Here is a 24,360-nt window from a genome sequence, read left to right on the forward strand (position 1 = left end):
ACAGGATGATATTTTTACCCCTCTGGCGCGCCATGGCGTGTATTACCGTCACCGCATTAGGACTGACCCTGGTCGTGACAACCGTCTCGCTCATGACGTGGGAGCTCAGCGTGACGCTCTTTCCCTGGTCAACCGCGACGACCAGTAAAATCGTCACGGCTTCGCTGCTTTACGAATTACTGGAGTGGATCCACCAGGTTCCCCGCATTGTGGTTAGCGCATGTCGTTGATGCGACAGGCCAACAAACGCTTTTGTTTATAGAATTGCAGGGCGCTGATCGTCGCGGCGATAAATAACGCCAGTGCGCCGCACAGCGTGGCATCGGTAATCGCCCGCGTGCCGCTACCTAACAGCGTGGTTAACAGCGGACCCAGAATCTGGCCGATACCGTAGGTCAGCGTCACGAACCCCAGCAGATTGAGGTTTCCCGGCACAATAAGCTGTCGTGCGAGGGTCATGACCAGCGAGGTGGTGCCCATAAACGTTGCGCCGAATCCCACGCTGCTCAGCACCAGCAACAGCGGAGAACCACTGGCCAGCGTCAGGATCACACAGGCGGCCTGAATCACCAGGTTTGCTGTCAGACATTGCAGCACTCCCCAGCGTTTCGCTGCCCACAGCCAGGCGAAGCAGCCCGGCACAATCGAGATACCAACCAGCGTCCACAGATGAACCGTCAGCAGCGGAGAACCCGCGTCTTTCGCCATCAGTGGTAAATAGGTGGCAACGATGATGTAGCCGAATCCGGCCAGTCCATAGAGCAGCGCCAGCAGCCACCAGCGCATCGGCTGCAGGTCACTTTTTGCCAGTGTTGTTGCAGGCAGCGCATGGGCGGGAGACGGAAGCAGCAGCGCCAGCAACATCGCCAGGACGGCGGAGAAGGCCGCCGCCCAGATCCACAGCGCATGAGAGGAAAGCGCAAAGTGTAGGCCGGCAATCACGTATTCGTTACCCAGCGCAATCCCGACGCCGACGCCAGAAAACAGCGAGGCAATGACAAAAGGATTGCGGGTGTGTTGCAGCACCAGCGTGGAGCCAAAAATCAGCATCCCGGCGCTGGAGACGCCCGCCAGAAAGCGCACCAGCATCACCACCATGGGGTTGGAGAACAGCGCCATCGCGAGGATCAGTCCGCCGGTCGCCACCGCTGAACTCAACAGCATAGGGCGTAAACGGCCAGGCAGATGAAAAAGCCCGAAGGAGAACAACAGGCTGCCGACCAGGTATCCCGCATAGTTCACGCTGGCTATCCACGACAGTTCGGAAAACGTGAAGCGCCCCTCAGCCAGCAGTACTGGCAGCATCGGGGTATAGAGAAAACGGCCAATCCCCATGCCCAGCGCGAGGACCATCATCCCGAAAAGGGCGGTGCGCAGTGAATAGCGGTCTGCGATGTGCGGTTGCTGGCTCATGCCGTATCCATTGTTATTTGTCGTGTGCGAAATGCGAGAGTAACAAATTTATAACAAATGGGTAAGGCGACGGAGGAATTATTGTGCGCTGTCAGACGTGAAGCGGTAAAACAGGTTGGGCTCTGCCACGATAAACAGCGTCCCCTGATTATCCATCGCGATCCCTTCAGCCTGCTCTATGGTGTGCGCCAAGCCGTGGTGGCCTTCGGTTAGCATCATGACGCCGAGAACGTTGCCGTCGGTTTTGACCTCTTTGAGCACGCGTGATTCGTGAGACAGGATCAGCAGGCTGTTCCGCTGCGGATTAAACTCCGCGCCTGAAATATCCTTCACATCAAGCTGTTGTTGCAGCGCACGGTCTTTGTTGATGGTCAGATTGTCAGTATTGAGCAGCCCCGTCACTTTATAGATCCCAATCGGTCTCTTTTCTTTAAAAAACCAGAATGTCTCTTTTTCACGTGACCAGGCGAGCCCCTCAAAACCGTCGTTGGTCGGGGTTTCATACAGATTAAGCGTTAACTTTTTGATGATGTTGACCTGTGACTGCGCATTGAGGGTAATCACGTAAATGGAATAGTCACTTTCATCGCTGATGACAAACGTGTCGTCACCAATGAACTCGATGGTCTCCAGATCGCGAATAAAATCGAGTGGGATGGTACGCAGCAGTTGACCCTGGCGGGTTAATTCAATAATCGCAGCGGGTTTATTGATTGTGCTGAACAACGTATTACTTTTATTGGACCAGGTGAGTGAGGAGACATTTTTCTTCACGCCCGCGATCGGTTTGCCGTCTATCGTCGCGCGATAATCGGCAAGGGTATTATTGTCATTGTCGGGCGCGGCGCTACCCGATATGACGTAACTCACCCCCGCAATGAGTAAAGCAAGAAGAAGCATGATTCGCAGAGGTGAATTCAGATATCGGGCGGACAATCTCATTATTCTTCCTTAAATAAAATCAAAGATATTAAGGGAGAAAGTATAAAGATTAATCTTAATGAATCCTTAAACGCGTGATAATTGCATGGCGAAATTTATCGCGGTTTCGCGGGTCAACGCGCTGGCGCGTCGAAGGTTGCCACACATTGCCAGTCGCCCTGCTCAAGGCGGTAAATAGACTCGGTGTGACCGGGGATCACCCACCGATTTTGTTCTCCGGTCTGGCAATGCAGGTAGACGCACAGCCCGCAGCCCCCGCGCAACTGGCGGGGAATGTCGGCAACCCGAAAGGTCATGCCTGCGGCCTGCAACGCTTTGCGGGTCTGGATCACGCCCACCGTCGAATGAAATAAAAACAGGTATTCCGTCATCCGCGCGTTCTCTGCCGTTGGCCGATCAGCGCTGCGCCGATAGCTCCGGCAAACTGCGCGTCCGGGTGGGTGTTTACCGGGATACCGACATGGCCTTCCAGCATCCGGGCAAAGGCCGTACAGTGGCTGACGCCGCCGGTAAACAGCAGCGGCCCTTCTGAAGAGAGTCGACCGATGAAGTTGGCGCTGCGTCGCGCCATTGCGTTAATCACACCCGCGAGGATCGCTTCCGGGGCGATACCCGCAGAGCGCAGACTAATCACTTCGGATTCGGCAAAAACGGTGCACATACTGCTGATGGCATGTGGCGCAACGCCGGCGGTAATGGTATCGAGTTGCTCCACGCTGGCACCCAGGGTGCGTGAAATGACTTCCAGAAAACGTCCGGTGCCCGCCGCGCATTTGTCATTCATCAGGAAGTCGGTGAGGTTACCGTCGTCATCCAGTTGGATCACCTTGCTGTCCTGTCCACCGATGTCAATGACCGTACGGGTAGCCGGTGCGAGCAGCCGCGCGCCCAGTCCGTGACAGGAAATTTCGGTCACCTGTTTGTCGGCAAAATCAACCAGCTGGCGGCCATAACCGGTTAAGGTCAGGTAGGGGCGCGTTTCCAGACCTTCCGCGAGAGCGTCCCAGGCCTCGCGGATGGCGTCGGCAGGGCGGAATGGCGTCGGGCACAGGAAACGGCGCTCAATCACACCGTCTGCCAGTAAAATACCTTTGGTCGCCGTCGAGCCGGAATCAATTCCTATCGAATACGTCACGCCTGCTCCTCACAGCATTTCAATAAAGGCCGCGACGCGGGTGCTGAGCTGGCCGACATCCGAGGTGGAGTAGTCGGTTTCAATGGCGATATAAGGAATGTTGTGCTGCTGGCGAACATGACGTTTAATTGCCAGTGATTCAACGGCATAGGTATGACAGGCCTGCAAAATCACGTCTACCACGCCGTCTGCCTGGTACTCTTCCACCATTTGACTGAGCAGCGTCAGGCGCTGATCGTTTGGAGAGATGCACGAACAGCCGATGGCGAGATATTTGTCGGTGAGCGCCTCGTATACGTCGCCGGTTTCCGCGACGCACTGCTCGGTCGCCTTCGCGCCGGTACAGTTTTCGTATCCCACTACCCAACCGCCGTTTTCTTCAATGGCGCGTACCACTTTTTCTGCCGCGCCGCCGATCGGGCAGCCGGTGATCAGAATACGCGGGCGGGCGTCCAGTCGTTTACCCTCCTGCCATGCCTGACGCACACGTTCAGCCATGCTGTCCAGTTCGTCGATAAGGGCTTCTTTATCAAAGCGGAAGGTCGCGCCGTACACCACTTTCAGGATATCGCTGCCGCTCAATGCCGGGGGATTAAGCTGGCCGAGACGATAGAAATTCGCCAACGCGCGGCGTTCACGATTTTTGAGGACAATGGCTTCGCGCAGTGCCGCTTCGGTAACCGGCGTCCCAAATCGCGCTTCCACAGCCTGTTGCAGACGCAGAATTTCTGCTTTCCACAGCGCGCGTGAGGCGGCATCCTGGCTGCTGTTTGGCAACTGCATAACGTGAACGGCTTTGAACTCCGCCATGTATTCATACATTTTCTTTTTACCATCGCAGGTGGTTTCACCCACCACCAGGTCGGAAAAGTAGAAATAGGGGCATTTGTCGGTTTTGCCGAAGCCATAGCTGCTTTTGATCAGCGGGCAGAGGTTGCGTGGTAGATCTTTTTCGGCTTCTTCGATGGTTTCGTCCGACGTTGAACACAGCGAAACCACCACCGCACCCGCCGCCATCGGGATCTCCTGCGGCATGAAGGTGCAATAGGTTCCCACCAGCGGGATACCCTGCTCTTTGAGATCCATCACGGTAAGAAAGCCTTTCTGGCGGGCTTCAGAGAACTGGTCGAAAATGGCGGGCAGATCGGTGATAAGCGACATGGATTTTCCTTCCCCGTGACACGGGAGATGTTAAAAGTGTTCGCATTATAACCATGTCAATGTTATGGGTTTATTGATCTCCCGCCAGGTAAGGCATTATAAAATCTTCTTCAGATCCATCTCTTCCTGGATGCGCTCGCTCCAGGCCAGATGCGTGCGAATCGCCTCCTCAATGCCCGCGTTGTAGTACGCAGGCCCCAGTTTTTCGCTAATAAAATCAATAAAAAACTCGGCGTCGAACTGTTCCAGCTCCAGTTCGAAATGATCGCGGCAGTAGTCTCTGAGCGCATCGCGCAGACCGTCGCGCTCCGCCGGGGACAGGGTAATGTCAGCCATTTTTTCTCCTTAAAAAGTGGACAGTGCGGGCAGCAGTGAGGGGATTTGCGACAACAGATATAACAGCAGCCCGATTGTCCCGCCCACCAGCGTGCCGTTGACGCGGATAAACTGCAAATCTTTCCCGATGTTAAGTTCAATCTGCCGCGACATATCGCGGGCATCCCAGCTTTTCACCGTATCGCTGATGTGGCGGGTCAGGAAGGCGGCAAACTCTGGCGCCACCCGGTGGGCGGCCTGCTCCAGATGGCCATTGAGCGAGGCGCGCAGCGCATCGTCGGCGATCAGCGTTTCGCCAAACCACTGTCCGGCATGGGCGATTCGCTGCTTCACCCTGGAGTCGTCGGCGTTGATATCCTGCTTCAGCCACTGACGTAAGTCCGCCCACAGCTCGCCGAGATAGCGGTTAAAGGCCTCATCTTCTTTCAGGTAATCCTTGATGCTTTCCGCCCGATTCGCCATCTCCGGATCGTTTTTCAGTTTGTCGATGAGCGTAAAGGTGGCGCGATCGAAGGCGTGGCGGATCTGATGCGCGCGATCGTGGCTGATGTCATCAAGTAGCGAGTTCACCGCCTCCGAGACCAGTTCTGCGCTGTGTTCGCCCAGCCACTCGGTGGGCAGAATTTTAGCCTTCAGCGGGTGCTCGGTCTCCAGCCAGTGGACGATTTGCCGGGCGATAAAGATCCTCGAACTGTCGCGCTGGAGGAGCGCGATCAACTGGGCGATCAGCGTATCAAGCAGTACCTGATGGCGATCGTTTTTGGTCATACTTTCCAGCATCAGGGCGCTGGTGCCAGAGAGGTCAACCTTATCAATCGCCTTATGCACCGCACGCTTTAGCAGGCGCTGGATACGGGCATCGTCGGTCAGTTCCAGAAAGCCGCTCATGATCTGTAACAGATGCTGTCCGACCCGTTGGGCATTTTCCGGCTGGCTGAACCAGTTACCAATCAGCAGCGCGGGTTCATGACGGCGGATCAGCGCGACCAGAGACTGGGTGTCGAGGAATTTCTCCTGCACAAACTGCCCCAGATTCTCGCCGATGCGATCCTTATTGCGGGGAATAATCGCCGTGTGCCGTGAAATGAACGGGAGAGGGACGCGGCGAAACAGCGCCACCACCGCGAACCAGTCCGCCAGAGCACCGACCATCGCCGCCTCGGCAATGGCTTTGATCCCGCTGACCCAAAAGCCGGGCGGCAGGAAGAGGGTGATGACGAACGTGGTGGCAGCGATCAGCAGTAACGAAAGCGCCAGCAGTTTGGCGCGTTTGAGTTCAGCGATTTTATTCATAGGGTTAAGGATAGAGCCAGACGGGGGGATCGTGCAAAAACAACCGGGGATCAGTCGGGGATCCAGTTGTCCCACGTTGGCAGTGTTCCTAACTCCGCGACCAAAAAATCAATAAACGAACGTACCTTCGGATTGCTGTATTTGCTGGGGAAATAGAGCGCGTAAAGAGCGTGCGTTTCGCAGGCAATCGTGCCGTCGAGCATCAGCGGGGTGATCTCCTCTTTCTGGATATGATCGCCAATCAGGTAGGTCGGCAGATAGGCCACGCCCTGATCTTCCAGCACCGATTTCAGCAGTACCAGGCTGCTGTTGGCCTGGATCGGCATATTCAGTTTCAGTTGATGCAGGCGATCCTGTTCGTCGGCAACTTTCAGAATCGGCGTCAGACCGGGGTAAACCAGACAGTCATGATCCACCAGATCGGTACGACGCAACGGCATCCCTTTCTTCGCAAGATACCCGGGAGAGGCGCAGTACGCCCAGCGGATCGGCACCAGTTTACGCATGGCATAGTTTTGCGGCGGGGCGGTGGAGATGCGCAGGGCGATATCGAAATCCGTGTCGTTCAGATTGACGAAGTTATCGTTGAGATCGATATACAGGTTCACATCCGGGTACTGGGTGCGATATTTGTCCACCAGATTGACCAGTCGGGAATAGCCGAAAGCAATCGAACAGGTAATGCGTAATTCACCCTGCGGGTTGTGATAATAACCAGAGGTGGTATTTAGCGTTTCATCAAATTCTTTCAGTAATTTATTGGCCCGGTTAAACAAATATTGCCCGGCGTCGGTCAGCGTAATACTGCGGGTCGTACGCTTAATTAATGTTGTCCCCAGCGTATCTTCCATTGCCGCCAGACTTTTACTGACCGCGGACGGTGACACGTTAAGTTGCACTGCAGCTTCAGATAATCCTCCGCAGTCCACAATCCGGACAAAAAACTCTAAATGCTTGAGAGAAATGGGTGCGCTCATTGTTTCCTTTTGCTCACAAGTGATTTGCAAAAATGGTACGAATAGGCCGTTACATTGGGTTTTGAAACATGTAACTATTGAACCACAGGAAACGACCTACGCACAAAATGAAAAAATAACAACTTAAGTGAGTTGCGTCACAAATAGTAAGGAGGCAAATACAGAACGTCGCCAAATTGTGAATTTACTCTCATTTAATTCCATTCTTATAAAAGGTACCGATTATGTGGACACGACTCGAACCCTACAAATCGTCAATTATTTTATTACTTGCTCTGGTGGCAGGTGGTTTATTAGGGATTTTAGCCCCCGCGTTTGCCAGTAAACTCCAGCCGATAGGTCAGATTTTCCTGAACCTGTTATTTATGATTATCGTTCCGCTGGTGGGAATCAGCGTAATGTCCTCCATCGCCAGTATGACCGACCTGAAACGCTTAGGACGGATTATGGCGATTATCTTTATCGTTTCCATCGCGATGGCGTTTATTCCGGCAGCCGGGATTGTGGCGTTAGCCCTGTGGTACAACCCGGCGCAGGGGGTCACTATCGATCTCTCGCAGTCCGTACAGGCGGGCAGCGGCAAGATGGATTTTGTCAGCATGATCACCACCAATGACTTTATTGGTCTGTTTTCTAAGTCGAATATTCTTGCGTTGATCGTGATGGCGATCATTGCCGGGATCGCGATTGGGCAGTCAGAACAGGCGGGTAAACGCATTGCTTCGCTGCTGGAAGATGCCAACACCGTCATTATGAAGATCGTGTCGATCATCATGAAAGTCGCGCCGCTGGGGCTCGGTTGTTACTTTGCGGCGACGATGGCCAGCCAGGATTCCGGGCTGTTGCTCACCTTTGCCCGGGCAATTGGTCTGTTCATGGTTGCCACGCTGGCTTACTACATTTTCGGTTCTATTCTTTACTCTTACATTGGCGGCGGCGTACCGGCCGTGAAGGCCTTCTGGCGTCACGCCATTGAGCCTTCTGTCACGGCGCTGGGTACCTGTTCTTCGCTGGGAACGCTGCCGGTGACGCTGCGTGCGGGCAAAGCGATGGGGATTAACCCGGAAATTGTGGATGTCTCGATCCCACTGCTGGTCAACCTGAACAAAGGCGGCGTGGCGATGATTGCGGCGCTGAAGATCGTCTTTATTTACTCGGTGCTGGGGATTCCATTCACCACGGAAACCTTCTTCCTGACCATGCTGATCGCCGTGCTTTCCGCGATTATCGTCGGCGGGGTACCAGGCGGAGCGTTCCTCGGAGAGATCTTTATCGTCACCACGCTCGGACTGCCGATGGAAACCATTCCGATGTTAGTGGTGCTGGGCACAATTACCGATGCCCCGGCGACGCTGATTAACGTGATTCATGATTTGAACGCGGCACAAATTGTAGAACGCTTCTCCGGGAAAAAGTCGGTGAATGCAGAGATGAATGCGACGGCTACGGTCGCCGAGGTTTAACGCACGGATTAAGGATAAGAAAGGTTATGAAAGATTCAGTGAAACTCGAAACCCAGTTGATCATCGCCGGACGCGATAAACGCTATACCCAGGGCGCGGTAAACCCGGTTATCCAGCGCGCCTCTTCGCTGGTGTTTGATACCGTGAAGGACAAAAAATTCGCCACCGCCAATCGCGCAAACGGCGAGCTGTTTTACGGTCGTCGCGGCACTTATACCCACTTCGCGTTCCAGAAGGCGATGAGTGAACTGGAAGGCGGTGTCGGCTGCGCGCTCTATCCGTGCGGTGCGGCGGCGGTGACGAACGCGATCCTCGCGTTTGTGCAGGGCGGCGATCATCTGCTGATGACCGGAGCGGCGTATGAACCAACACAGGATTTCTGCAATAAGATCCTGAGTAAATTCAACGTCGAAACGACGTACTACGATCCGATGATCGGTGCCGGAATTGTCGATCTGATCCGCCCGGAAACCAAAGTGGTGTTTCTTGAATCACCGAGTTCGATCACCATGGAAGTGCAGGATGTGCCGGGAATGGTGAAGGCGATCCGCGCGGTGAACCCGGAGATCGTCATTATGATCGACAATACCTGGGCGGCGGGCGTGTTGTTTAAGGCGCTGGACTACGGAGTGGATATCTCAATTCAGGCCGGCACCAAATACACGATTGGTCACTCTGACGGCATGCTGGGAACGGCGGTATCCAACGCCCGTTGCTGGGATCAGTTGCGTGAAAACTCGTATCTGATGGGGCAAACGCTGGACGCCGATACCGCGTATAACGGCAGTCGCGGCCTGCGTACGCTGTCGGTGCGTCTGAAGCAGCATCAGGAGAGCAGCATTCAGATTGCCCGCTGGCTGTCGGCACGCGCGGAGGTGGCGCGGGTGAACCATCCGGCGCTACCGGAGTGTCCGGGCCATGAATACTTCACGCGTGATTTCAGCGGCAGTTCCGGTTTGTTCTCGTTTGTGCTGAAAAAGCGACTGACGGATGAGCAGTTAGCGAACTTCCTCGATAACTTCTCGCTGTTCCACATGGCTTACTCTTGGGGCGGGTTTGAGTCGCTGATTCTGGCGAACCAACCGGAAGAGTTGAACAGCATTCGCCCGGCCGGGGATGTTGATTTCAGCGGGACGCTGGTGAGGATGCATATCGGCCTGGAAGATATCGGTGATTTGATTGCCGACCTTGAAGCCGGATTTGCCCGCATTGCTTAAAAAAAACGGCCCCGCATGACGGGGCCTGATTTTATTTCTCTGTTGCCAGTTCCGTTGCATGATACTGACGTACCCGCGTTAACAACCCTTTCAACGTGAATATCACCGCCACTCCCGCAATAACCGCCAGCAGGTGAAACGGGATCCGACCGCCGTTAAACCACAACCCGCGACCGATTTCGACGGAAACAGCCATCACCGCCAGGATGACCATGTTCAGCGAGGCCGACACGGTTCCTTTCGGCAGGTTGTTGGTAAACAGCGTGAAGCGGAACAGCGTCGGGAAGATAAGCCCGATACCAAACGCATACAGGCTGGTACCCAACACCGACCACAGCCACACGTGAGGCCAGAAAAGGTTTCCGGCGATCAGGACAAACAGGCCGCTGAGCTGAATGGGCACCGCACGCCAGATGAAGCGCGGGTCGGTCGGATCTTTCACAAAACGTGCAACGACCATGTTGGCGACGATGACCGCACCGAACACCGGAACCTGCACCCAGGCGAACTGTGAGGACGTCATGCCACCCGCGTCGATCAGGATCACCGGAGAAACGGCGACCCAGCTCATCATAGGGATGTAACTCAGCGAGATCGTGGCGACGCCAAAGAGGAACACGCGGTTGCGAAAGACATCGCGGAAATCGCGTACGACGCTGATCGCACTAAACGGCACCGCGCCGCGCTGGACCGTTTCCGGCATCGCCAGCAACAGGCCCATAAAGGCGATAAACCCCATCACCGCAATAATGGCAAACAGCACCTTCCAGTGGACGAAGTGCATCAGCGCCGCGCCGGAAAGCGGGCCGATGATCGGCGCCACCAGCACGATAGAGGTGATGATCGCCATCAGCTTGATGGCTTTCGTTTGTCCGAACGCCTCCTGCACCGTGACGTAACCGACCGTCGCGATAAAGCAGATGCTGGTACCCTGCACCACGCGCGCGACCAGAAACTGTGTCATTGAGGTGGTGAACAGCGTGGCGGTACAGGCGAGGGAAAAAATGAGCGCCCCCGTGACCAGTACCGGACGACGACCGATCCGGTCGGAAAGCGGCCCCAGCAGCCATTGCAGCGCCATTCCTCCCGCGAGATAGAGACTGACCGCCGCCGGCGCCAGACTGACATCGGCATCAAACTCCCGCACGACGTTGATGATGCCCGGCTGAATCAGGTCCGTCGACAGATAGGCGGCAAAATCGTACAGAATCAGCGCCATTGGAAAGAACAGCGTCATGGCGTGCCGCTTGAAAAACTCAATAATCCATTGCATACAAAACGAACTCCATGTGGAGAACCCCTTAACGGGAACAACGAAATTCAATACTGTCACAGGGACATCAGGCAGAAAATAGAGAACAGCAGACTGCGGATGTACTGAATTTCATGTAATCAAAAGCACTGCCTGTGGGAATCACAGACAGGGGAACACACTCTGACTCTTGTCAGAATGTGTAGCGATTACAGATGGTTATCAGCACATCACACCTCGGGAAAAGTAAGTTGAACGGAAAATATACACCTTAAGTGTCATTATAATTTGATGTTAGTCAATAGAATGAGCTGAATTCATTTAGGGGTCAGTTTGGATATCGAAAATTATTGTAGGTTTGATCCTACCCACGTAATGTGGACACGCCCTAAGCGAGGATTTGGTTTTCGAACTGTTCCGGGCTAATACCACCGCAGGCACTGTGGCGACGCCAGCGATTGTAATCACACTCGATATAATTGAACACCGCCGCCCGCATTATTTCCCGGCTGGCAAAGCGTTCTCCGTGGATACATTCCACCTTCAGTGAGTGGAAGAAGCTTTCCGTGCACGCATTATCGTAGCAGTTGCCCCTGGCGCTCATGCTCCCGCGCAGGTTATGCCGCTTCAGCAGTGCCTGAAAGGCCGCTGAGCAGTATTGTCCGCCCCGGTCCGTATGCATAATTACGTTCTCCGGCCGTTTACGCCGCCACAACGCCATCTGCAACGCATCGCAGGCAAGCCGGGCCGTCATCCGCGATGACATCGACCAGCCGATGACGGCCCGCGACCAGAGGTCGATGACCACCGCCAGGTACAGCCAGCCCTCGTCGGTACGCAAGTAGGTTATGTCTCCCGACCACTTCTGGTTCGGGCCGCTGGCGTAAAAATCCTGCTTCAGCAGGTTCTCTGACACCGGCAGGCTATGTTCACGGTAGCTCACCGGGCTGAACCGGCGTGCGGCTTTCGCCCGTAACCCCTGACGGCGCAGGCTGGCAGCAATGGTTTTCACGTTGTACGCCAGGCCCTGCGCACGCAGCTCTTCTGCCAGACGGGGCGCACCGTAGCGCTGTTTTGCCTGGCCGAAAGCATTACTGACCGCGCTGTCGCAACCCTGCCGGAAACGCTGGCGGGCACTGATGACGCTGCGGCGCTTGCGCCAGGCATACCAACCGCTACGGGCCACGCACAGTACGCGGCACATGGCTTTAATGCTGAATTCAGCCTGGTGTTGTTCGATAAAGACATACTTCATTTCAGGCGCTTCGCGAAGTATGTCGCGGCCTTTTGGAGAATGGCCAGTTCCTCTGCCTGCTCAGCCAGCTGACGTTTGAGACGGGCATTTTCAGCCGCCAGTTCACTCTCGCGCTCAGAGGATGCGGTCTGATGCTGCTGCTTGCTGCGCCAGTTGTAGAGTTGCGACTCATACAGGCTGAGTTCGCGGGCGGCGGCAGCGACACCGATGCGTTCAGCGAGTTTCAGGGCTTCATCGCGGAATTCAGGCGAATGCTGCTTACGGGGTTTCTTACTGGTTGATACGGATTTTGTCATGTGAGCTACCTCTGGTTGAGAGTTTACTCACTTAGTCGCGTGTCCACTAATGGTGGGTAAGATCAGTTAAGGGGGACTTGGCCATTTGAAGATCCGCTGATTTCAGGCCGCACTGCCGGGATTTTAAAGTGGGACTATGTCACACTGACATAGTAGTAAATAGTTGATGGATCACTTTACTCCGTTGATGGCAACTATTTCGGATTCAGCTATGTTGAAGTGTTCTACTAGTTGAGCCTGTAACCAGCTATTATTTTGTCCCTGATGTCTCTGTTGATTTGATTTTTTCGATCGCAATAATATTGCCTGACATCGCTTCATTGAGCACTTCAACTGCCGTGCTGGCATCGCGATTCTTTATCGACATGTAGACCTTGATATGGGCTTCCACACTTTCAAGGGTAATACCCAGCGCACGGTTAAGCTCTTCAAGATAGTAGTAATAGATGTCTTTAATCGAGCTCATCACGTTGTAGAACACGCTGTTGTGCGATGCCCTGACAATCGCCAGATGGAACTCGTAATCCGCTTCCGAGTATTTTTTATAATCACCTTTGTGGATCAGCATGTTGTTCAGTGCTTCTTCGAGCTGGCGAATGTCATCATCGGTGGCGTGTGTGACGGCGAGCTCCACGCATTTGAACTCCACAGTCTGACGAAAAATCATCATATCGTGAAACTCTTCGCGGCTAAGGTGCATGATTGGGCGGGGATCGTTACTCAACATTTGCGGGGTGAAGTTTTCGCTCACGTAGCTGCCGCTGCCCTGACGTGTCACCACAATCCCCAGGTCACGAAAACGCTGCACTGCGCTGCGAACGCTGACCCGGCTGACATTAAATGAGGTGGTCAGCTCCGCCTCTGAGGGCAAACGGCTACCCGGCGCCCAACTGCCGTCCAGCAGTTTGCCGCTTATCTGATCATAAATTTCATTTACAACATTCTGTTTTTGAATGGATTTTATGCTCAAGATGGGTATCCGTTAAGATGTCAGTGAAGTGATTTATTGTATAACAATTCACTTTTAAGAACAAAGCGCCCGGCCGGGCGCTTTCACCGTTAATCGAAACGAATGAGTACCTTAGCAGAGATATTTTTATCTGTGGCGGTAATCAACGCGTCTTCAATTTGCTGGGGCGGGAACTCGGCACTGATAAGCGGGCGAGGATCGACGCGCCCATCTTCCAGCCAGCGTACTGCGGTGATGAACTCACCGATAAAACGGAACGAGCCGACCCAACTGAGTTCTTTAACCAGCATCGGCGACACCGGCCAGCTTACCGGGCTGGCGCCCATCCCCACCTGAACGATGGTGCCGGCAGGACGGGTGAAATCGACGGTGGATGCCACGGCAATCGGCGCGCCGGAGGCCTCAAAAACGACATCAAAGTAGCCTTTATGCTGCTGATAATGGGCAACCTGTTCTTCATCGCGCGGATCCATCACCGCCGTGGCCCCCATCTGGCGTGCCAGTTCCAGACAGCGTGGGCTGAGATCGGACGCCACCAGTTCAGATGCTCCGGCACTGCGCGCCGCCGCGAGGATCAAACAACCAATGGGGCCTGCGCCAATCACCAGTACGCGTTTGCCGGTCAACTGACCCGCCTTTTTTACTGCATGAATGGCGACCGCCAGCGGTTCCGAAAAGGCCATCACGTTTGCGGGCACGCGCCTATCGTAAGGAATGCATTGCTCCGATTTTACCACCACGTATTCAGAAAAACCGCCATTCACATGCGGATTGAACTGCGCGCTGCCCATAAAGCGCATGGAGCCGCACAGATTTTGATGGCCGGAAAGGCACATCTCGCACTGATTGCAGGGGCTGGACGGGTTCACCGCAACCGTCTGGCCCACTTTCAGCTCGCTACCTGCTGGCACTTTGCTGATCACGCCAACAAACTCATGGCCAATCACCATCGGATGCTTAAGGACAGACATCCCCGCGCGGCCATGCTGATAGTAGTGAATATCAGAGCCACAGATGCCGCCGCAGGAGACCTTCACGACGACGTCATGTTCACCGTGTTCGATTTCACGTGATTCAAAGCGTACGTCTTTTTCCGCATGGGCCAGACAAGCGTTACAGGTTATTTTTTCCATTTTGATAATGACCTCATTATTTGTTGTCAGTTGCCGGATTAATGGCATTCTTATCCACGGTGTCGGCATTCTTTTTTTCAGGCAGGATCACTTCAATTTTGCCCACCAGGAAGATGTAGGCTAATAAGCCCAGTCCGGCGACGCCTGCGATATACCACATGGCATACTGAAAGTTTTGCGTGCGCTGGAGAATAACCCCAATAATAATTGGGCTAACGATCCCCGAAAGGTTGCCGCAAATATTTAAAAAGCCGCCCATAGTGCCGAGGAAATTACGAGGAATCACATCGCTCCAGACCACCCAACCCAGGTTTGAAAAGGCGTTGGCAAAGAACGCAACAGACAGAATAACAATCGCAATAACCGGCTGGTTTTCAAAGAAATTGACCAGACCAATAATCATGGTGACGCACAGGCCAGTCATAACAGGTAATTTTCGTGCCAGCGTTCGGGATTTTCCTTTTTTCAGCAGCATATCGCTTAGCGTACCGCCACAGAGCACCCCAAGCATCGCCATAATATAGGGCAGCATGGCCCCCATCCCGGCTTTGGAAATAGAGAGGTGTAGCCCTTTTTCCAGGTAAACTATAAACCAGGTCAGGAAGAAATAGAGTGTAGACGAGCAGGCAAACTGGGTGATGAACAGACCCCAAATCGTTTTTTTACTGAGGAAGAATTTAATATCTTGCCAGCTGATCTTCTCGCTAACCGCAGACTGGTTGGCCGAGCCGTAGCCACCACCCGCCTTGATGTAATCCAGCTCGGCCTGGTTCACAGTGGTGCTGTGCTGTGGATCGCGGTAATACATGAGCCAGTAGATGCCAAACAGAATTCCGGCGCCACCGGACAGATAAAACGACATTTCCCAACCGTAGTTAGCCACAATAAAAGCGAGGGCTGGGGTCAGCAGGGCGAGTCCAAGATATTGCGCGCTGGAATAAATTGCGGTCGCACGGGCACGTTCATGATCCGGGAACCAGGTGGCGATTATTTTTGTGTTAGACGGGAATGACGGCGCTTCGGCAACACCAATTAATGCGCGGCAGGCCAGAAGCATTGCAAATGAAGCGGTTGCCGTCGCGAATAAATGGTGTGAGGCGAGCCCCATCATAAAGGTAAAAATACTCCACAGAATAATCGCCCCACCGTAAAGAATACGTGAGCCAATGCGATCAAGGACATAGCCGACAGGAATTTGACTGGCAGCGTAGGCCCAGGTAAACATGGAGAAAAGCAAACCCAGTTGTGTTGGCGTCAGACTGAAATCACTCTGGATATTCGAACCAGCAACGGCAAGATTGGCGCGATCCATATAATTAATTGCAGTCACAATAAACAGCAATGTGAGAATAAAGAACCGTTGTCTTGAAGCCTTCATAATAATCCCTGTGTTATATCGGCATGTCTTCGGGCGAACACATGCCGTCAATTTTAAAGGCGAGTAGGTAGAGTATGGACGGCTTATAACACGGCGAGCCAGCCACCATCGACGTAGATAATTTGCCCGTTGATATAATCCGATGCTTTGGATGATAAGAAGACGGCGGTGCCGATGAGCTCATCCGGATGACCCCACCTCTGAGAAGGGTTGCTGCTTTTCACCCAGCTATCGAACTGCTTGTCTTCGATAAGCGCGGTGTTCATGTCGGTCAGGATGTAGCCCGGTCCAATGGCGTTGGTCTGGATATTAAACTGCGCCCATTCTGCAGCCATCGAGCAGGTAAGCATTTTGATGCCACCTTTTGCCGCCGTGTACGGGGCAACGGTCGGGCGGGCCGCCTGGCTGGTGAGCGAGCCAATATTAATGATTTTGCCGCCGCTTTTGCGGGCGATCATCCGTTTTGCCGCCGAGCGGGAGACTAAAAATGCGCTGGTCAGGTTGGTGTCGATCACCTTCTGCCAGTTTTCCAGCTCCAGCTCGACCATCGGTTTGCGGTACTGAATACCGGCGTTATTGATCAGGATATCAACACGGATCCCTTCTGCATCAAGTTTGCTAAAAGCCGTCTCAATTGCCAGTTCATCAGTGACATCAAAAGCCACGCCGTGTGCGTCGTAGCCTTTTCTTGTCAGCGAATCCACTGATTCGCCCAGCAGGGTGTCGCGAATATCATTCAGAATAACCCGTGCACCCGCAGCGGCAAGGCCCTCTGCGTAGGCAAAGCCCAGTCCTCGTGCAGAGCCCGTTACCAGCGCCGTTTTCCCGGTTAAATCAAATAAAGCGGTCATGTCGTTTCCTCACTCGTTTAATTTGTATGACGACTGTCTTATTTAAGGTTGAATTTTCGCTCTGATAAAATCAACAGCTCACCCATGAATTTGCAACAAGGATCACAAACAGCCCCACGTGGCGATCGCGCTATTACTATTAATTCATTGAATTATAGATATAAATTAAATTTATATTTAACGCAACTTGATCGCTATCACAAAATGGCGCTCGCAGCGTTCCTCTGTAAATGAAGCGTGATATAACAGCATTAAGTTGTAGGACAACTTACAAATGCGTGTCATATCATCCACAACGGTATGACATGCGGTAAATTCGCTGAGTTGAGGAGTGAAAGTGAGTAACCTGAAAATCACCAACGTGAAAACGATTCTGACGGCGCCGGGCGGCATTGATTTGGCGGTCGTTAAGATAGAAACCAATGAGCCGGAGCTGTATGGACTGGGATGCGCGACATTTACCCAGCGGATATTCGCGGTAAAAAGCGCGATCGATGAGTACATGGCACCTTTTCTGATTGGCAAAGATCCGACCCGTATTGAGGACATCTGGCAGTCAGGCGCGGTGAGCGGCTACTGGCGCAATGGCCCGATCATGAACAATGCATTGTCCGGCGTGGACATGGCGCTGTGGGATATCAAAGGTAAGCTGGCGGGGATGCCGGTTTATGATCTGCTGGGTGGCAAATGCCGTGATGGGATTCCACTGTACTGCCACACCGACGGTGGCGATGAAGTAGAAGTGGAGGATAACATCCGCGCCAGAATGGAAGAGGGCTACCAGTATGTTCGCTGCCAGATGGGCATGTACGGCGGTGCGGGGACCGATGACCTCAAACTGATCGCCACGCAGCTGGCACGTGCGAAGAACATTCAGCCGAAACGTTCACCGCGCAGCAATACGCCCGGCATCTACTTTGACCCGGACGCCTACGCCAAAAGCGTCCCGCGTCTGTTCGATCACCTGCGTAACAAACTGGGTTTTGGCATCGAATTTATTCATGATGTACATGAGCGCGTGACCCCGGTGACTGCCATTAATCTGGCCAAAACACTCGAACAGTATCAGCTGTTTTATCTTGAAGATCCGGTGGCACCGGAAAATATCGACTGGCTGAAAATGCTGCGCCAGCAGTCTTCCACTCCGATATCCATGGGTGAGCTGTTTGTGAATGTGAATGAGTGGAAGCCGCTCATCGACAACAAGCTCATCGACTACATTCGCTGCCACGTGAGCACCATCGGCGGCATTACGCCGGCGAAGAAACTTTCCGTCTACAGCGAACTGAACGGTGTGCGCACCGCATGGCACGGGCCGGGCGACATTTCTCCGGTCGGGGTTTGCGCCAATATGCATCTGGATTTGAGTTCACCGAACTTTGGCATTCAGGAATACACACCAATGAACGACGCGCTGCGTGATGTCTTCCCGGGCTGCCCTGAGATTGACCACGGTTATGCCTATCTGAACGATAAGCCGGGTCTAGGTATTGACATTGATGAAGCCAAAGCGGCGAAATATCCGTGCGAGGGGGGATCCCGTCCTGGACAATGGCGCGCACACCAGACGGTACGGCTTCAAGACCGTAAGCAATGAAGGCCCGGCTTGCATCTACCGGGTCTTATTCCCGACGTCCTGATGGACTCCGTTTTGGAAACAGAAATTATTGTATATTGAGTCTGCTTTTTAATCAGTGGCCACTTCTCTATAAAGAGCCTGAATACGGCATATCTGTGAGGGACTGTACCCTGTCGCGTCTGCCGTTTCCTGGATACTCAACTTCTTGATCGGCCTGCTTACCCCGGTATTTTCCCTGCGCATGGGCCCTCTCAATCCCCCTGTTTTTGCCGCTGGCGGTGACTCAGCCAGTCCTTATGCGACATTGCGGCCATCAGATCGATAAGCATATTATTGATGGCGGTTATAACGGCGCCTGTGATCGGGTCAGGCGGTCTATCTGCTCGACCAGAAAAATATCATTGTGGTGACTGTCCATCAGTAAGCGTCCCAGTTCCGGACGGTCAAGTTTTGTACCGCTGATATTCTCCCGGTAGTAACTGGCTATTTTATGTCCCCGCTCCTGAACGAACTGCTCCAGCATCTCTTTTGCCCGATCGGCGAACCAGCCGCCCTCGCAGAGCTGGTAAACGCGCAGGGGAAAAGACCACTGGCGGCATCCTGGGGAGACGGGACAACGTCATCATCAGATGGACAGAATTTCAGAACAGGCAGCTCAGGCCGCTATGCAGGGCAGGTTAACCCGAAATATGGGCAGGATCCTGGACGTCAGTTTTATACCCATATATCGGATCAATACAGCCCGTTTTACACCTGTATAATCAGCCGGATCAGGGATTCACCCCATGTGCTAGATGGCTTGCTGTACCACGAAAGCGACCTGGAAATCAGGGAGCATAACACCGATACTACGGGTTTCACCGATCATGTCTTTGCCCTGATGCATCTGCTGGGGTTTGCGTTCTGTCCGCGAACCAGGGATCTCCACGACAAGAAGCTGTTTATCAGAGGGAAAGCGGACCAGTACCCGGCGCTTCAGTCACTGATATCAACGAGCAGCCTGAATCTGAAAGAGATCGAAATTCACTGACGTGAAGTGCTGCATCTGGCGACCTCGATAAAGCAGGGAACCGTGACATCATCTCTGATGCTGAAAAAGCTAGCCAGCTACCCCAAGCGAAACGGACTTGCCAAAGCACTGAGATAAATTGGCCACATTGAGCGAACGCTGTTTATGCTCGACTGGTTCCGCGATCCTGCACTGCGTCGGCGAGTACAGGCGGGGCTGAATAAAGGTGAGGCACGTAACGCACTGGCGTGGGCGGTATTTATGCACCGGCTGGGAGAAATCCGGGACAGGAAGCCGGAAAATCAGAGCTATCGCGCCAGTGGACTGACGCTTCTGACAGCCGCCATATCCCTGTGGAATACCGTCTATATGGAAAGAGCAGTCGATGCCCTGAAGCGTAAAGGGATGAAGATCAACGAGCAACTACTGTCGCATTTGTCGCCGTTAGGCTGGGAGCACATCAATCTGACAGTCGATTATATCTGGAAAAGCAACCGGATACCGGCTTCTGGTAAGTTTCGTCGGCTGAGTCCCGCTAAAATAGAAAGGTCAAAAAACAACCTTAACGTACATAATTTTCGATATCCAAACTGACCCCATTTAGAGCATCAATAGACTACGGGAAGAGAAAGCGCCAGACGATCCCACAACCAAAGGCGATCAACACGCCACCGGCAATGCGTTCGATCCACACGATCCCATGGCTGAGTCGTCGCTGGACAAACGGCAGGCCAATCCCCATGACAATCAACAGATCCCAGCACAGCACGACGCTGGTCATCCAGATGCCGCTGACGGCCTGTTGCACCAGCGTCACTTACGGGCCAAGCAGGGCGGTCATCAGCGCCAGATAGAACAGGGCGTTTTTCGGGTTGAGTAGTGACGAGCCCAGTCCCAGCAGCACTTGTCTGCCCAATCCCGGACACGTGGACTGGGCATCTGCACCCGTCAGCGTTTGCGGACGACTGCGTAACAGCAGGCTGCCGATCCACAGTAAATAAAGTGCGCCCAACAGTGCGATCAACGTGAAGAGCAGAGGATGCTGACGGAGGATCCCCCAGCCAGCAATCGCCAGCAGGATATAGATCCCGTTACCGGCGGCGATCCCCAGGCACAGCCCGACGCTACCGCGCAGTCGATAGCGAACGGCGTAGCCCACCAGTAAAAAGAAATCCGGTCCGGGGCTGAGCAGCGCCACAAAGTGCGCCAGCGCCAGGGCGGGAAATGCAGGGGGAAAGAGTACAGACAACGGTTCCATAGTGACCTCAGTGTGCAAACCTGAGTTCACGCTACACCCGGTAAAACGCTAATTATTGTCTGATATTGATCGTCCCCGCGCATACTGGCGCGGCGTGGCGGCGGTATAGCTGACAAAGGTGCGGTGGAAATGACTCTGGTCGGCAAAACCACTCTGATAGCCGACGTCGGCGATATCGTCGCCGGCGCGCAGTCGCGTCCTGGCAAAATCGATCCGCGCGATGTTCAGATAGCTGCCCGGCGTCAGACCGGTGTCCTGCTTAAAGGTGCGGATCAGCGTCTCTTTGCGCATGCCGAACTCTTGCGCGACATCATCAAGCGACGGTGGAGAGAGCAAATTGCTTTGCAGTCGCGCTTTCAGAGACTGACTGGTCGCTCGCGGACGCGGCGGATTTCCTGACTGCAAAGGGAGTGCGCGCAGCAGGAGGCGGACGGCATCGATAAGCGGTGCGGTTTGCCGTTTCTCCATCAACGCCACAAGGTCGAGAAAGTGCTGAAAGCGTTGTGGATCGCGGATCACCGGTTCCGGGGCGAAAAACGGTGCAGGGATTGTCTGTTCGGGCAACTGAGCAAGACACCAGTCCGCGTCCAGGTAGAGCATATGGTAGCTGCGATACTGCCCATCGACCGGGTTACAGCTGTGCGGTACCCGTGGCGGGATCACTATCAGGTCGCCCACCTGCAGACGGTATTCTTTGCCACCGCTGACACAGCAGGTTTCACCTTCCAGAATGGCCCCAACAGAGAGTTGCGGATGGTGATGGCGCTTATAGGCCTGATGACTGCGCCAGGTGCTGCGCAGCTCCAGCCACGCAAGCCGTTCATCGCGCCAGAACGATTGTGGAATATCTCGGGTGTGGGTCACAGTTAGCGCCTCCGGCAAAGTGATGATTTGTTATATCACAGGCCTGGCGAGAAAAAGCGTTATAGAGAGAGGATGTGGCGCTTCTGTGCACATCATTCCGAGAAAATGTATCGGTTGCAGATGAATATATTTACTGCTGAAAACGTCTCGCAAAGATGAATAGTCGCAGATGAGAAGTGAAATCCTTCGCGCTACTGTCACATTCTCGACTCCTGGGGACGGATGGCACTACTGGAGCTTATTCAAAAGCATATCCGTAAGCGGGATCTACAGGGACTCGTGGAACGACTTGCCGTATTGCTCGTTACCAGTTGCGCTAATGACAGACAGTTGAAAGCGCTGTTTAATTATTTACTGATACAGCATGGACATACGCCCCGTTTCATCGGATTTCTTGAGAAAGTGGCTGAGCGTGTTCCTCAACACAAGGAGAGATTAATGACGATTGCAGAAAGATTTCGTAATGCGATTCTTAGAAAAGGGATGCGGGAAGGTAAACAAGAAGGTCTGGCAGAAGGTCAACTTAACGCGGCGCGACGAATAGCGCAACGGATGCTGACGGAGGGGATCGAGCGGGAGACGGTGCAAAGACTTACCGGACTTTCCGCAGAAGAGATGCAGAGTGTGATCCACTGAATGTACTGTGTGGCGTTCAAGCCGTCCGGGAAGTCGAGTGTTTACTCCATTGCGACTTTGATCGCCTCGCCCAGTTTCTGCATTACGTCCCGGTGCTTCTCGTTGGGCGGGAGTGCACAGTTTATGCGCACGCAGTTGCGGTATTTCCCGGATGCGGAGAACAGTGAACCCGGTGCGACCTGAATTTTCAGGCGACAGAGTTGTCTGGAGACACAAACCATATCGACCTGCTCCGGGAGTTCGACCCACAACATAAAACCGCCTTTTGGTCGCGTCACGCAGATCCCACAGGGAAAATATTCCCGCGCCCAGCAGGTATATATTTCCATATTACGCTGATAAATCTGCCGCATTCGCCGGACGTGACGGTGATAGTGTCCTTCCTGGACAAACGCTGCCGCGGCCAGTTGTGTTGCCGGAACGCCAGTGCCACTGGCGGAATATTTCATATGCAGTAATTTGTCATGGTAGCGACCGGGGACGACCCAGCCGACACGCAAACCGGGAGCAACGGTTTTGGTAAAGGAGCTGCACAGCACCACACGCCCGTCGATATCCCAGGAGTGAATTGTTCTTGGGCGCGGATACTCCGTTGCCAGTTCGCCATATACATCATCCTCGAAAATCACAATGTCGTGGCGTTGAGCGAGGGCCAGAACGGCTCGCTTGCGCGCATCCGGCATGATAAATCCCAGCGGATTATTACAGGCAGGTACAAGGATAATTCCTTTTATTGGCCACTGTTCAACGGCGAGTTCCAGGGCTTCAATGCTGATCCCGCTATCGGGCTCGGTAGGAATTTCAATAACCTTTAGATTAAGACCGCGCAGCAGATGTAATGTGCCGTAGTAGGCCGGCGATTCGACAGCAATAATGTCTCCCGGCTTGCATATCGCCAGCAACGACAACGACATTGAGCTTTGACATCCATTAGTGATGATAATGTCGTCTGCGGTCAGGACGGAGCCACCGTCCAGCATCAGACGGGCGATTTGTTTGCGCAGGTTCAGGCATCCGGGCAAATCATCATAGCCGAGTACAGCGCTTTGATTATGCTGTGCCACCCGGCTGAGTTCTCGCCAGAGTGGTTTCAGGCTCGGTTGGCTGACATCGGGTATTCCGCTGCTGAATGAAATGATCGAATCATCGCTATGACCCGCAAGCATGTTCATGACCTGGTCCCACTGGGTAAATTCAACCGGACGCTGTACCGGACGCGACATTGGCGGTACCGGCGGCTGCGCTTTTTGTGGCGCAATGAAGTAGCCTGAACGGGGCTGCGGCGTGATGAGTTGCAGTGATTCCAGTACCTGATACGCCTGCTGTACGGTGCTGATACTGACACCGTGCTCCTGACTCAGACTGCGCACCGACGGCAATTTCTCTCCGTGACGATACAGCCCTTGTTCAATACGCTCGGCCAGCAGATTGGCCAGATGTTGGTAACGCGTCATGCTGTATCCCTCAAAGATGCCATACAGATGTAAAAACCAGTACAGACAGGTGCAAAATATGCGATGCAGAGACAGTATTAGCGAATCTGTATGTTAAATAAAAGCTGTTTTTGAATCTGTATCGATCCACCCGAAAACCGCCAGAATAAAGGCTCTGGTATGAGAGGGGGGGTGGAGTATGGAATTTCATGAAAACAAAGCAAAGCAGCCGTTTATTGGTTTTGTCCTGATCTGGCGAGCGTTTAAAAAATGGCGCCTGCAGGCGCAAACCCGGCGGATCCTGCAACAGATGAGTGATGAACGGCTCAGGGATCTGGGGTTGCGCCGGGATCAGATTGACTAGCCTGATGGCGAAAGTCAGAGGCTGGAGGTTGAACCCGTCCGGCCTTTTTTACATTCATCAGATTTATCAATTTATGCTTCCTGGCGGCATGTTTCTTGATACTTATCCTGATAAGTATTATTTTCTCTTTCGCTAAAAGAGGAAA

The 24,360-nt window shown here is 53.7% G+C and carries 20 protein-coding genes and 5 pseudogenes; 7 read left to right on the top strand and 18 right to left on the bottom strand.

Annotated elements, in window-relative coordinates; translation table 11 throughout:
* Positions 1-5 precede the first annotated feature (5 nt).
* The gene (locus WM46_RS23755) at positions 6-230 is read left to right on the top strand and encodes a hypothetical protein (RefSeq protein WP_146109663.1); all 225 of its coding nucleotides are present in this window, start codon (positions 6-8) and stop codon (positions 228-230) included.
* On the opposite strand, the gene WM46_RS23760 is transcribed toward WM46_RS23755, so the two are convergent.
* The 8 genes from WM46_RS23760 to WM46_RS23795 all read right to left on the bottom strand — a co-directional run bounded on the left by WM46_RS23760 (position 214) and on the right by WM46_RS23795 (position 7,257).
* On the bottom strand, positions 214-1,413 hold the full coding sequence (locus WM46_RS23760; RefSeq protein ID WP_102603534.1) for an MFS transporter: 1,200 nt from the start codon (positions 1,411-1,413) through the stop codon (positions 214-216). The genes WM46_RS23755 and WM46_RS23760 overlap by 17 nt on opposite strands.
* Before the next feature lie 78 nt (positions 1,414-1,491).
* Positions 1,492-2,355 carry an SdiA-regulated domain-containing protein gene (locus WM46_RS23765; protein ID WP_262360424.1) on the bottom strand — a complete coding sequence of 288 codons (864 nt, stop codon included), beginning with the start codon at positions 2,353-2,355 and terminating at the stop codon, positions 1,492-1,494.
* Positions 2,356-2,468: 113 nt separating this feature from the next.
* Positions 2,469-2,726 (bottom strand): DUF3343 domain-containing protein, encoded by a 258-nt coding sequence (locus tag WM46_RS23770; RefSeq protein ID WP_061075339.1) that lies wholly within the window; start codon positions 2,724-2,726, stop codon positions 2,469-2,471.
* Entirely contained in the window at positions 2,723-3,490 is a 768-nt protein-coding gene (gene yjiL, locus WM46_RS23775; RefSeq protein ID WP_102603535.1) for a putative 2-hydroxyacyl-CoA dehydratase activator YjiL, read from the bottom strand. The genes WM46_RS23770 and yjiL overlap by 4 nt, the downstream gene beginning before the upstream one ends.
* 9 nt (positions 3,491-3,499) lie before the next feature.
* Positions 3,500-4,651, bottom strand: a complete 1,152-nt coding sequence (locus WM46_RS23780) for a double-cubane-cluster-containing anaerobic reductase (RefSeq protein WP_102603536.1) — start codon at positions 4,649-4,651, stop codon at positions 3,500-3,502.
* 96 nt (positions 4,652-4,747) lie between these two features.
* Positions 4,748-4,987 carry a DUF2164 domain-containing protein gene (locus tag WM46_RS23785; protein ID WP_061075336.1) on the bottom strand — a complete coding sequence of 80 codons (240 nt, stop codon included), beginning with the start codon at positions 4,985-4,987 and terminating at the stop codon, positions 4,748-4,750.
* Positions 4,988-4,996: 9 nt separating this feature from the next.
* Positions 4,997-6,280, bottom strand: coding sequence for a DUF445 domain-containing protein (locus WM46_RS23790; protein ID WP_102603537.1), 1,284 nt, complete (start codon positions 6,278-6,280; stop codon positions 4,997-4,999).
* Positions 6,281-6,330: 50 nt separating this feature from the next.
* On the bottom strand, positions 6,331-7,257 hold the full coding sequence (locus WM46_RS23795; protein WP_102603538.1) for a LysR family transcriptional regulator: 927 nt from the start codon (positions 7,255-7,257) through the stop codon (positions 6,331-6,333).
* A 224-nt stretch (positions 7,258-7,481) separates the two neighbouring features.
* Between WM46_RS23795 and WM46_RS23800 the strand changes: the two genes are divergently transcribed.
* Together WM46_RS23800 and metC are read left to right on the top strand one after the other, a co-directional pair.
* Positions 7,482-8,720, top strand: coding sequence for a dicarboxylate/amino acid:cation symporter (locus tag WM46_RS23800; RefSeq protein ID WP_061075333.1), 1,239 nt, complete (start codon positions 7,482-7,484; stop codon positions 8,718-8,720).
* 26 nt (positions 8,721-8,746) lie between these two features.
* Positions 8,747-9,937: a cystathionine beta-lyase gene (gene metC, locus WM46_RS23805; protein ID WP_102603539.1), complete on the top strand. Its 1,191-nt coding sequence runs from the start codon at positions 8,747-8,749 to the stop codon at positions 9,935-9,937.
* Between the two features lie 31 nt (positions 9,938-9,968).
* On the opposite strand, the gene mdtM is transcribed toward metC, so the two are convergent.
* From mdtM to WM46_RS23835, 6 genes are all read right to left on the bottom strand, one after another.
* Positions 9,969-11,201, bottom strand: coding sequence for a multidrug efflux MFS transporter MdtM (mdtM, locus tag WM46_RS23810; protein ID WP_102603887.1), 1,233 nt, complete (start codon positions 11,199-11,201; stop codon positions 9,969-9,971).
* A gap of 376 nt (positions 11,202-11,577) precedes the next feature.
* Positions 11,578-12,740 (bottom strand): IS3 family transposase gene (locus tag WM46_RS23815; RefSeq protein WP_102602369.1). Its coding sequence is split into 2 segments (ribosomal slippage): positions 11,578-12,479 and positions 12,479-12,740, totalling 1,164 coding nucleotides; the frame shifts between segments, so codons are not numbered across the junction.
* A gap of 250 nt (positions 12,741-12,990) precedes the next feature.
* Entirely contained in the window at positions 12,991-13,710 is a 720-nt protein-coding gene (locus tag WM46_RS23820; RefSeq protein ID WP_102603540.1) for a FadR/GntR family transcriptional regulator, read from the bottom strand.
* Between the two features lie 89 nt (positions 13,711-13,799).
* Positions 13,800-14,891: an L-idonate 5-dehydrogenase gene (idnD, locus tag WM46_RS23825; RefSeq protein ID WP_102603541.1), complete on the bottom strand. Its 1,092-nt coding sequence runs from the start codon at positions 14,889-14,891 to the stop codon at positions 13,800-13,802.
* Complete coding sequence (locus tag WM46_RS23830; RefSeq protein ID WP_102603542.1) at positions 14,860-16,221, bottom strand: MFS transporter; 1,362 nt, start codon at positions 16,219-16,221, stop codon at positions 14,860-14,862. Before WM46_RS23830 ends, idnD begins: the two co-directional genes overlap by 32 nt.
* A gap of 83 nt (positions 16,222-16,304) precedes the next feature.
* Entirely contained in the window at positions 16,305-17,072 is a 768-nt protein-coding gene (locus tag WM46_RS23835; protein WP_102603543.1) for an SDR family oxidoreductase, read from the bottom strand.
* A gap of 337 nt (positions 17,073-17,409) precedes the next feature.
* Here WM46_RS23835 and WM46_RS23840 point away from each other — a divergent pair.
* A pseudogene (locus WM46_RS23840) lies at positions 17,410-18,662 on the top strand (enolase C-terminal domain-like protein).
* Between the two features lie 97 nt (positions 18,663-18,759).
* Here the strand turns inward: WM46_RS23840 and WM46_RS23845 are convergent.
* A pseudogene (locus WM46_RS23845) lies at positions 18,760-19,228 on the bottom strand (recombinase family protein).
* Between WM46_RS23845 and WM46_RS23850 the strand changes: the two are divergent.
* Positions 19,199-20,226: pseudogene (locus WM46_RS23850) on the top strand (Tn3 family transposase); the annotation flags it as partial. The pseudogenes WM46_RS23845 and WM46_RS23850 overlap by 30 nt on opposite strands.
* A 50-nt stretch (positions 20,227-20,276) precedes the next feature.
* Here the strand turns inward: WM46_RS23850 and WM46_RS23855 are convergent.
* Positions 20,277-20,918: pseudogene (locus tag WM46_RS23855) on the bottom strand (LysE family translocator).
* Between the two features lie 48 nt (positions 20,919-20,966).
* Positions 20,967-21,782, bottom strand: a complete 816-nt coding sequence (locus WM46_RS23860; protein ID WP_102603544.1) for a helix-turn-helix domain-containing protein — start codon at positions 21,780-21,782, stop codon at positions 20,967-20,969.
* Between the two features lie 219 nt (positions 21,783-22,001).
* Here WM46_RS23860 and WM46_RS23865 point away from each other — a divergent pair.
* Positions 22,002-22,418: pseudogene (locus tag WM46_RS23865) on the top strand (Rpn family recombination-promoting nuclease/putative transposase); the annotation flags it as partial.
* Positions 22,419-22,459: 41 nt separating this feature from the next.
* On the opposite strand, the gene WM46_RS23870 reads toward WM46_RS23865, so the two are convergent.
* Positions 22,460-23,872, bottom strand: coding sequence for a PLP-dependent aminotransferase family protein (locus WM46_RS23870; protein ID WP_102603546.1), 1,413 nt, complete (start codon positions 23,870-23,872; stop codon positions 22,460-22,462).
* 178 nt (positions 23,873-24,050) lie between these two features.
* On the opposite strand from WM46_RS23870, the gene WM46_RS23875 reads away from it, so the two are divergent.
* Entirely contained in the window at positions 24,051-24,215 is a 165-nt protein-coding gene (locus WM46_RS23875; protein WP_102603547.1) for a DUF1127 domain-containing protein, read from the top strand.
* The last annotated feature ends 145 nt before the right edge of the window (positions 24,216-24,360 follow it).

This window comes from Citrobacter freundii complex sp. CFNIH2, from assembly GCF_002880615.1.
In the GTDB taxonomy this organism is placed as follows: Bacteria; Pseudomonadota; Gammaproteobacteria; order Enterobacterales; family Enterobacteriaceae; genus Citrobacter_A; species Citrobacter_A amalonaticus_F.